The following is a 9787-nucleotide window of genomic DNA, read 5'->3' on the forward strand; positions in this document are numbered from 1 at the left end:
CGGCATTGGACGCCGAAGGCACGTGCCACAGGCAACATTATGTGGTGCGGGTAAACCGGCAGCTGGCCCTGCTCTGCGACCGTGACCTCCCGGACGGAAAGGGCTGGGAGCAGTTCACGGGCATCGACATCTGGGAGAGCCTCGCCCTCAAGGACGTCCTGACCGACATCGTCCAGCAGCAGGCCCGGCAGCTTCCCCAGGTCGTCTTCGGGGAGGAGGACCGGTGAGCGTCGAGACCTTCGCCGGCGCCGTGTCCATGGCAGCGCACGAGGCCTACGGGCGGGGCAGGCAAGAGCGGGACGTCGAGCACGGCAGCCGGGACCACTTCCCCGCGGCCCGGGAAGGATCGGGGGATCCCGAATCCGACATCCCTCCGGGCCGCCCGGTCATCGGATCGGCCGGCTGGTACTACGAAGCCCATGAGGACCACGGCACGGTCTGGAAGGCCAACCGCGGCAAGGACGGAGGCTGGGACGTCGTCCTGGACTGGGCGCCCTATGTCTCCGAACGCCTGGTGCTGATCGGCGAGGACGGCAAGTCCGCCGGCCGCTACTACACGATCACCATCGGTGCGGACACCCTCACCAAGAGCCTCTCGGACCTGCGCACCGCCGACGGCTGGAACGACTTCAGCGACGACAGCGGCGCCGCCTCCCGCGCCATCCGCGAGGTCCTCATCAACATCATCACCGACCAGGGCAAACGCCTGCCCCGTACTCCCGTGGTGGCGCACACCGGCTGGCACCGCCTGCCGACCGCCGGCCTGACCTACGTGTACGCGGACGGCCGCAGCTACCCGCCCAGCGGCTCCGTACGGGTCATCGGCGCCCCGGAACCCCTGCGGCAGGCCGCCGTTCCACTGGAGCGCACCGCCACGGACGACGAGTGCCGGCGAGCGGTCGACGACATCGCCACCCACGGCTGGGCCTCGCTGATGGCCCTGGCGGTCGGCGTCCGTTCCCTCGCGTACTCGCTGCGTCCGGTCTCGGCGGCCTTCGTGCTGGACGCCGCGCCCAACTCGGGCAAGACGTCGGCCGCCAACACCGCGCGCAGTCTCCTTCTCACGTCCCGGCCGCATGCCTGGCCCCCGGTGCCGACCAAGGGCATGAGCAGCACCGCCACGGACATCGAGTGCGCACTCGACTTCGAAGGGGACATGCCGACCCTGCTCGATGACATTCCCCTCACCCGCGCTTCGTCCGCCGCCCAGATGCGCGACATGGAGAAGAAGCTGGAACTCGTGATCCGCGCGGCGGGGAACGCGACCGAGATCAAGGGGCGGCGCAACCGCGATCTGACGGCCAGGCCGGCCAACCGGATCCGTTCCATTCCCGTCATCGCCGCCCAGATGCTGCCCCCCAGCATGCAGGAATCCCTGTACCGGCGCTCGGTGGTCATCTATCTCTCGCGGGACGGCGGCGAGGTCGACTGGCGCTGGTACAAATCCGGTGGCGGCCAGAGCCTCACCGTCCCGCTTCGCACCCTCGGCGACCGGATCATCGCCCATCTCCACGCCCTGCCGGACGCCGACAGCCATCTCGCGGAGCTGGAGAAGCGGGCACTCGAACAGCTCAGCCCGCATGTGGACGCGGTGCTGCCGGAGCCGGGCGACACGATGGACGGCGTCATCACCGCCGCGGCCGCCATGCTGTCCGGCCTCGGTCTGGTCGCCGCGGTCACGGGCACGGACATGGCCGGTCTGGTCGATGTCGTGGCCGCTCCGCTCGCCGCCTCACTCGCCCGGCAGGCCGCCTGCATGGACGCGCAGAGCACCGCCCAGGACGGAGTGGCCACCGCCGTGGGGGAGGTCCTGCGCAGGGCCTTCTCCCGGGGGCGGCTGCACATCCGGGACGAGAAGGGCGTCGTACGTCCCGCGGTGTCCGGTCAGGTGGAACAGGACCAGGGCCTGGTCCAGAAGCGGGACGGCAGCGGCTGGGAGGGCAAGGGGCCCGCCGCCTACTGGCTCCCCGGGCGAGGCCCGGCCCTGGGCATCACCACCAAGAACCTCAACATGTTGCTCAAGGCCAGCGGCGACTCCCGGGTCAACTGCTACGTCGACCGTTCCCTGCCCGACGCCCTGCTCCAGGCCGACGCGATCCTGCGCAACAACAGCCAGAAGGACCGGATCGCCTCCCACCGGGTGCGCGTGGGCACGGAGAACCTGCGGCTGCTGCTGCTGAAACCGGACCTGATCTGGGACTTCTAGACAAGCGGCGCAACGTGCCCCGCTGCCGTGGCGCCGGGGGTCGCGGCAGCGGGGCACGGCGTGCAAGGCGGACGAGGGATCTCCCGTCCGGGCCCGCCGCGTCCTGAAGTCGGCCCGCCCGTACCATCTGCGGCTACATGTGCTGGTCGTGGTGGTCTCCCTGCTCGACGGCGAGGAGACGCGCCCGGAAGTGCCGTTGCACGCTGCGGTGGTCTCCCGGGGTCCGCAGCGTCAGATCCTGCGCGAGGCTCTGGGCGAGGTCGTGGGGTCCGGTCAGCGGTGCGATGACTTCGGTGTACTCCAACAGGTCCCACAGGGCGCGCAGTTCACTGTGCCGGATGGGCAGGAAGAGGACCCGGTCGTCCCCGGAGGCCAGCGCCTTCAGGACCCGGTCGCGGTACGCGGCGCCCTGTGCCTCGACGAAGCGGTGCTCATAGTCGGCCTGGGCGAGCGGGGTGTGCCCGGCTCCGGGCGCGAACCTCCCGAAACCGGCCGCAAGTTCGTTCAGCTGGTCACAGGGGGTCCGATAGTGCGGACGCTCACCGCTTCCGGCCGCGTCGGGGTCGACGCGCACGGCGGAGATGAAAGCGGCCACCCGGTCGGGGGAGGGCAGCAGGCCCGCGTCGAGCCAGCGGACGCGCTCGGAAGGGGAATCGGCGCCCGCCGGTCCGTGGATGGTGCGGTGACACCAGCCCGACGTACCGACCCAGTGCAGGAAGGACTCCGCCGGACCGTTGAGACTCAGCTGGAATGCCTTGGTGAAGTGGATACTGCCCTCGATATCGTTGTCATCGATCATGCCCTCATCGCTGGCGGCATAGGCATAAATGGACGCGACGGGCAGTCCGTCGGCGAGAAGCCGCTCCGCCACGGCGGCCATGTAGTGGCCGACACCGGTTTCCAGCTTGCCCTTGAGGCCCTTCCCTCTCGCGTCCTTCGTGGTCTCTCTCATGCCTTTCCTCCCGGTGCGCATGTGTTGATCGATGGGGGTGTCCGACTCCAGAGATGGGGCGGATACCGGTGGGCCTGCCCGTCGGGCTTCCCGGCTCCGGCAACGGGTGCCCCGTCAGAAGCGGTTCGAGACAGGGGCCAGCCACAGGCCGACGATCGCGTCGATCAGACCGGTGGTGGTGTCGTGCCAACTCGGGCAGGACGAGGGCGTGTTCCCGGCCAGGGCGCCCTCCCGCTCCGCGCACATGTGCACGATCAGCTGGAGAGCCATGCCGGCGCGCTCGGCGTGCACCTCGGACGGCAGATCCGTGCGGCAGCGGCGCAGTCCTTCGAGGACGCCTCGCAGCGCGGGGGAGCGGCTTAACTCCTCGTCCGCGATGCCGCGCAGCGCGGGATCGATCATCACTTGGGCGCAGAACCGGGCGTACCAGCTGGGACTGCCCAGGGCGGTCAGGTGCTCGGTGACCGGTCGCACCAGGCAGGCCACCCAGTCCCGTACGTCCTCGGAGTCGCCGGTCTCGGTCAGCATGCGCACACGGATTGCCTCGATGTGCTCGCCGTGGGTGCGGACGATCGCGCGCACCAGGTCGGCCTTGGAGCCGAAGCGGTGGTCGGCGACGCCCCACGCCGGTGGCTCGCCGCCCTGGCGGTGGGCGAACGCGGGCATCCTGCGCTCGGCGAACAGCCGCTCGGCCGTGGTCAGGATCATCTCCCGTGTTCCCGCGGCGCGTTCGACGCGTGCGGCTCGGCCCACCGCGGTCGCCTCCCCTCCGGACGTCCCGACGTGAGCAGGAGCCCGAGATCGCCGAACCGCGCAGCGCCGATACGTCAGCGAGCGCGTGGAACCGCGGTTCGCTGATGGTGGAGTGCGGCCCGGCCCGCTTCGCCGCCTCGCCCGGAAAACCCTCATGAACAGATCAACGCGCTACCGACACGGCGGTTACGAGTGAGATTTTTAGCTTCTCTTCAACCGGCAAACCGGTCATGAATATGTCATCGCTATCGACAGAATGTCAATAGCGTACGGTGCTCCCGGTGTTGCTTCTGTGGACCGGGAAAGCCGCTGCTGCCTGCACCGATGCGCTCGGCAACACTTGTTGGGAAATGAAGAGGGGGCGGTGGTCCGCCCATGCCCCGGCGGTCGGAGAGAAAGCTCCATTGCTTCACTCCGACCGCCTCGGACACGGGTTCCTTCCGCCCCCGAAAAGGTTACCTGCGCATCACCGGCAGGTCGGTTTTACCGCTCTTCCCCGCCGGCGTTGCGCCGACGACGGAGGATGACGGTGCCGAGAGCGCCGATGCCCACGGCGGTGGCCGCGCCCACGGCCGGGTCGATCAGCGGGACGCCGACCTCGGTGGTCACGCCGGATTCGTTGTTCTTGGGGTCGGGGTCGGGGTCGTTACCGCGGACGGTGGCGACGTTGTTCAGCTTGACACCGCCGGGAACGGGCGCCGTGCCCTTGACCGTGATCCTGACCTCGTCCCCCACCTTCAGGGCCCCGCCGGTGCAGGACAGCTTCAGGCCCTCGATGGTGCAGCCTGGAGTGGGGGTGCTGGGGTTCTGCAGCTTGTCCGGCAGGGTGTCGTTGACCGTCCAGCCCGAGGAATCCGCCGGGCCGTTGTTCATCACCGTGATTGTGTACTCGACCGGATCACCCTGGTTGACCTTCAGTGGCCCGACCTTGACCACACTGAGGTCCGCACGCGCCACGAAGCACGCCGTCGCGTCGACGGCGCTGGCCGCGGTCGATTCCTGCGAGGACACGAGCGTGAACGTGGGGGCCACGTCGCCCGCGTTCTTCACGGCGACCCGGTGGAGGGTGCCGCCGTTGTCGAAGAAGCCCAGGTCGTTGTTGCCGTAGGTGAGGGCACCGCCGTAGCCCTGCTTGGTGGCCGGCACCATGCCGGAGAAGTTGTCGACCTTCCCCGTCGTGGGGTTGATGCGCTGGATGACACCGTCGATCGTCGCGCTCCAGAAGAAGCCCGACGCATACGTGATGTCACCCACGCCATCACCCAGCGGAGCGCTGAGCTTCGTCTGGGAGACGACCTTGCGCTGCTTGGTGTCGACCTTGTACAGCGGGGTCTTGTTGCCGGCGATGTAGAAGTCGCCCGCCTTGTCGAACCCGCCGATGTAGTAGTTCGCGGTGGACGGCAGCCCGGCGATCGCGCCGAGGTCCGTCACCGCGCCCTTGTTGTTGATCTGCAGGAGGTGGTTGTTGTCGCGGCGCATCGCGAAGATGTACTGCGTGTCGGGGTCCACCCCGATGGCGTTGTAGCCGGGGCCCGTCGGGCCGAGCGGCGAGAACGACACGGTGCCCGGCCCGACCGTACCCGTGTAGAGCTTGACCGAGCTGGTGGAGCCGGCCGACTGGAAGATCTGGCCGTCGCATTCGAAACCGTCCGAGGCCGGTGCCGCGAAGGCCTGCGGCGCGCCGAGGAGCCCGAGCGAGCCTCCGGTCACCGCACTCACCGTGAGCGCGCCTGCAAGTAGCCGACGTGATAGACGCCTGTTCATCTGTCTTACTTGCCTTCCGTCTGCGGAGGGGACATGCATGTAAGACCCGGGTGCTGCCTCCGGCATGACGGACAGCTGATCTGAACAGGTGACGCCCGGTGAAGCGGAACGGCACGCGCGGCCCGGCTCGGCACCTCTGCGCTACGCGGTCGCGAGGGCGCACCAGACCCAGCCGGTGTCGTCGACACCCCACGCGTCGGCCAACGCGTCGACGAGCAGCAGACCCCGTCCGTCCTCGTCGAGCAGGCCGGGATCGCGGGCCGTCAACGTGTTCACCGGACCGCTGCGCACCTCGATCCGCACCTCACCCGGGGTGTAGGACAGGCGCACGCCGACCTGGCTGCCGGAGCCGTGCTGGATCGCGTTGGTGACCAGCTCGCTCAGGAGCAGCCGTACGGAGTCGTCGAGCCGCTCCAGCCCCCAGTTCCGCAGCCGCCCGCCGCAGATCCGGCGGACCTCGCCCACCCGCACGAGGTCACGGGCCGCCGGCTCTTCGGCCGCTGCGACCGGAGTCCGCGGAAAGGCGAAGGCAATACGCGCACGGAATGCCCGGTTCGTTACGGGCAGCGGAACCCGCTCGATCCGATCGGTCGCTGTGAGGGGCATTGTCGTCAGCCTCCAGCCTGGACGCTCGGCACTGGCCCCCGCCGATCGCTTACCGCCACCTCGCCGCCCATGCTGCGGACGGTCGTCCGGTGGTCGTCCGGCAATGACGCACGCAGCAGGTGAATGCCTGACATCTGGAGCTCCTACGAGCAGAACGGGGAAGGCAGCTCAATATACGCGGCCCTAAGGGTGCGGGCATGCGCTTCCAGGATGCCGGGCAACCTGTCAGGTGACGACATTTCAATTCTGGCGAACTGGTGTTCCGGGCAGCCGGAAGAATGCCGAGAAAAAGGAAACTCAGTATTCGCAAGGGCGAAGAACCATGCGTTCTTGACCTGCGGACATGCCCTGCGGCCTGTCTACTGCCGGCATCCGAACAACCGTCCGCTCATCGCCACCGGCGGGTGATCTTCATCATCCATGTGACGCAGTGGTGCAACCGTTTCCGACCCTCGGTCGCTGTCGACGGGTGTGTGACGAGCGGAGGCCGAGGACCGTACGGCGGGGCGCGGCCATCGGCCTGGACGGACCGAACGCGCAGGTCACCAGGGTGATCGGGCATACGGAAGTGACCGAAGCGACTGGAAATTCGGTAGAGGAACACATTCACGTGCGCAGGTGCTTGGCCTGCCCGTCGCCGCGGTTGCCCGAGTCGGTGTCATGCCCGGAGGCATCCCATGTGAGCTGCGGTTTCTTTTTCGTTTTCGGGGGGTGGGACCCGAATGGCCGACGGTCGATTCCGCCGTGTCAGGCCGCCGACTGTCCGCGCCGTGAATCATATGATCAGTGCGGCCGCTCCGTTCGTATCGGGATCCGCGCCGCCTCACCAAGGCTTCGCTAATCTGCGTCCGTCGTTGAGTCGCTTCAGTCACTGATAGAGGGACTACATGCCTGCTGAGCTGCCTTTTCCCGATCGCAACTCGCGGCAGGAGCCCTCGTATGCCCAGGCCGCTCCCCGGCGGCCGCCGCTGAGCACCCCACGACGCGCCCGTCGAGGCCGGTCGGGTCACCCCCGCACCCCCGCCGCCAGCAGCGGTTTCGGCCCGCGCACCCTGCCGGAGGGCGCCCGCGAACCCGCCCTCCTGCGGTCCCGGCTCGGGCACGGACTCGAACACGCCGTCGCCGCACGGGTCTCCCGCAGACACACCCCGCACGCGGTACCCGCCCGCCAGATGTTCGCCACCGGAGCGCAGCGCCCCCCGCATCCCGGGAGCCGCTCATGACGGTCCCCGGCAACGACAACGTCCTGTTCGACTTCGACCCCCAGACCGTTGCCGCCCAGATCCTCGCCCACCGGCCGACGTCCCTGGTTTCCCAGTCGGTTGGCGGCCAGACGTCCCTCGCCGACCGGGCGAGCGGGGACGGCCTGCTGCCCGATACGCTCAGCGACCGCGGCATGGCCAAGCTGTTCGTCAAGCTGTACGCCGGCGACTACCAGTACGTGCCGGGCCTCGGCTGGTACCGCTGGGGCGGCACCCGTTGGCAGGTCGACGAGGACGACACCGTGCTGTGGGCCGCGGGCGACCTGGCCGAGAGCATCGCCGTCGCCGATCCGCAGGGCCTGCACAGCGTCCAGGCCCTGCGCAAGCACCGCCGCCGGGCGCTGTCCACCGCCGGTATCAACGCCATGCTCGTGCAGGCCAGATCCGCGCCCGGGATGGTGTTGAACGCGGCGTTGCTGGACGCCGATCCGTACGCCCTGTGCACGCCCGACGGCATCGTCGATCTGCGCACGGGCGGGATGAAGCGACCCGATCCGACCAAGGACTTCCACTCCCGCTCCACGGCGGTCAGTCCCCGGCATGTGCCCACCCCGCGCTGGCAGCGCTTCCTGGCCGACACCTTCGGCGACGACGCCGAGGGCCTGGAGATGATCCGCTTCCTGCAACTTCTGCTCGGCTATTCCGTCACCGGTGATGTCGGCGGCCAGGTGATGCCCTTCCTGTTCGGAGCGGGCAAGAATGGCAAGTCGGTTCTGCTGGACGTCCTGATGAAATTGCTGGGTGATTATGCCGATGCGGCTCCGCCGGGGTTTTTGATGGCGCGGCCTTATGAGGGGCATCCGACGGATCTGGCGGAGTTGCATGGTCGGCGGGTGATCGTGTGTTCGGAGGTCAAGCCGGGTGACAAGTTCGATGAGGCGCGGGTCAAGCTGCTGACGGGTGGGGATCGGATCAAGGCGCGTCGGATGCGGCAGGATTTCTTCAGTTTTGAGCCGACTCACAAGCTCTGGTTGCTGGGCAATCATCGGCCGGAGGTGGGGACGGGTGGGTTCGCGTTCTGGCGTCGTATGCGGTTGATCCCTTTCGAGCGTGTCGTTCCCGACCATCGCAAGATCGACAACTTGGCGGACATCCTCGTCACCGAGGAGGGTCCGGGCATCCTCGGCTGGCTCATCGACGGCGCCCGCCGCTACCTCGGCGGCGACAGGGACATCACCGGTCCCGAACGGGTGCGCATCGCCACCAACGCCTACGCCGAGACCGAGGACCACACCGGCCGCTTCTTCGACGAGTGCTGCGCCCGCGGCCCCGACCTGCGGGTCGAGCAGGCCGGCCTCTACGCGGCCTACAGAACGTGGTGCGAACAAGAAGGAGCCACGGCCATCTCCTCCCGGGTGTTCGCCCAACGGGCGCGTGAGCTGGCCGGACTGGCCTCCCCCAAGGAGATGATCCTGTCCAACTCGCGCAAGTACTACCCGGGCATCGGCCTGCTCTCCGACGAGGAGAAGGTATGAGTTCCCTGATCAGCGAAGACGAGATCAGCCACGAGACGGAACTCGTCTGGCTTGAGGACGTCAGCGGCCTCGACTACGTGCGGCAGAGCCTGGACCGGCTCTCCACCCGTCGAGGCAGGCCGGCCTACCGTCGTGACGGCCGGATGGTGGGCTATGCCCAACTCGGGCCCAGAGCAAAGGCGTCACACTGCTCCGGGACCTTTCGGCGCCGCGTCTTCTGGCTGCTGCCGCACGACCGCGACAGCGTTCCCGACGGTCTCTACGCCAGTGGGGCCCCGGCCGAGGCCATCGATCCGCGCACCCTGGCCCCGGGCCACAAGGGACGCAAGACGGAGCGCTCCGAGGGCGGCCCGCCGTCCCCCGCGATGCGGGAGCTGGGCATGGAACTGTCCTGGTGATCCCGGCCCGTCCGGGCCGGGTGTTCCTGACGCGGGCCGCGGGGTGACCGGCCGGGGGACGGGGAGTCGACGGTGTCGCAGCCGGGGCCGCGGGCCCGGGGACGACCGGGCTCGCCGGGCCGGTCGCACCGGTGCGCCCTGCTGCGCCCGGAGGGCGCCGTGCCGATGCAGTCGCGGCGCACCGCCGCGATGAGCCTGCCGGGCGCCCCGCGCGGGCGTGTGACGCGATGACGGGTCGGACGTGACGGGTCGGACGTGACGGGACGGGGTGGGGGGGGGGGGGGGCGCGCCCCCCCCCGGGGGGGCCCCCCCCCCCCGGGGGCGGGGGGCCCCCCCCCCCCCCCGGGGCCCCCCCCCCCCCCCCCCCCCCG

The 9787-nt window shown here is 69.2% G+C and carries 8 protein-coding genes; 4 read left to right on the forward strand and 4 right to left on the reverse strand.

The features are described from left to right. The first annotated feature begins 44 nt into the window (after positions 1–44). Complete coding sequence (locus ACFYTE_RS33405) at positions 45–227, forward strand: hypothetical protein (RefSeq protein ID WP_388718740.1); 183 nt, start codon at positions 45–47, stop codon at positions 225–227. Then, complete coding sequence (locus tag ACFYTE_RS33410) at positions 224–2206, forward strand: hypothetical protein (protein ID WP_388718742.1); 1983 nt, start codon at positions 224–226, stop codon at positions 2204–2206. The genes ACFYTE_RS33405 and ACFYTE_RS33410 overlap by 4 nt, the downstream gene beginning before the upstream one ends. Before the next feature lie 133 nt (positions 2207–2339). On the opposite strand, the gene ACFYTE_RS33415 is transcribed toward ACFYTE_RS33410, so the two are convergent. The 4 genes from ACFYTE_RS33415 to ACFYTE_RS33430 all read right to left on the reverse strand — a co-directional run bounded on the left by ACFYTE_RS33415 (position 2340) and on the right by ACFYTE_RS33430 (position 6281). Continuing rightward, complete coding sequence (locus tag ACFYTE_RS33415; protein WP_388718744.1) at positions 2340–3158, reverse strand: hypothetical protein; 819 nt, start codon at positions 3156–3158, stop codon at positions 2340–2342. Positions 3159–3272: 114 nt separating this feature from the next. Then, entirely contained in the window at positions 3273–3866 is a 594-nt protein-coding gene (locus ACFYTE_RS33420; protein ID WP_388718746.1) for a TetR family transcriptional regulator, read from the reverse strand. 528 nt (positions 3867–4394) lie between these two features. Continuing rightward, positions 4395–5621 (reverse strand): DUF6923 family protein, encoded by a 1227-nt coding sequence (locus tag ACFYTE_RS33425; RefSeq protein WP_388718748.1) that lies wholly within the window; start codon positions 5619–5621, stop codon positions 4395–4397. A gap of 195 nt (positions 5622–5816) precedes the next feature. Further along, positions 5817–6281, reverse strand: a complete 465-nt coding sequence (locus tag ACFYTE_RS33430; RefSeq protein ID WP_388718750.1) for an ATP-binding protein — start codon at positions 6279–6281, stop codon at positions 5817–5819. Positions 6282–7500: 1219 nt separating this feature from the next. Between ACFYTE_RS33430 and ACFYTE_RS33435 the strand changes: the two genes are divergently transcribed. Beyond that, positions 7501–9018: a phage/plasmid primase, P4 family gene (locus ACFYTE_RS33435; RefSeq protein ID WP_388718752.1), complete on the forward strand. Its 1518-nt coding sequence runs from the start codon at positions 7501–7503 to the stop codon at positions 9016–9018. Further along, complete coding sequence (locus ACFYTE_RS33440; protein ID WP_388718754.1) at positions 9015–9416, forward strand: DUF6009 family protein; 402 nt, start codon at positions 9015–9017, stop codon at positions 9414–9416. Before ACFYTE_RS33435 ends, ACFYTE_RS33440 begins: the two co-directional genes overlap by 4 nt. The last annotated feature ends 371 nt before the right edge of the window (positions 9417–9787 follow it).

It is taken from the genome of Streptomyces sp. NPDC004629 (genome assembly GCF_042873595.1).
Lineage (GTDB): Bacteria > Actinomycetota > Actinomycetes > Streptomycetales > Streptomycetaceae > Streptomyces.

Bases quoted from the DNA above. Each gene is read 5' to 3' on its own strand.
- ACFYTE_RS33415 (WP_388718744.1), bottom strand. From the start codon at position 3,158: ATGAGAGAGACCACGAAGGACGCGAGAGGGAAGGGCCTCAAGGGCAAG.
- ACFYTE_RS33420 (WP_388718746.1), bottom strand. From the start codon at position 3,866: ATGATCCTGACCACGGCCGAGCGGCTGTTCGCCGAGCGCAGGATGCCC.
- ACFYTE_RS33430 (WP_388718750.1), bottom strand. From the start codon at position 6,281: ATGCCCCTCACAGCGACCGATCGGATCGAGCGGGTTCCGCTGCCCGTA.
- ACFYTE_RS33435 (WP_388718752.1), top strand. From the start codon at position 7,501: ATGACGGTCCCCGGCAACGACAACGTCCTGTTCGACTTCGACCCCCAG.
- ACFYTE_RS33440 (WP_388718754.1), top strand. From the start codon at position 9,015: ATGAGTTCCCTGATCAGCGAAGACGAGATCAGCCACGAGACGGAACTC.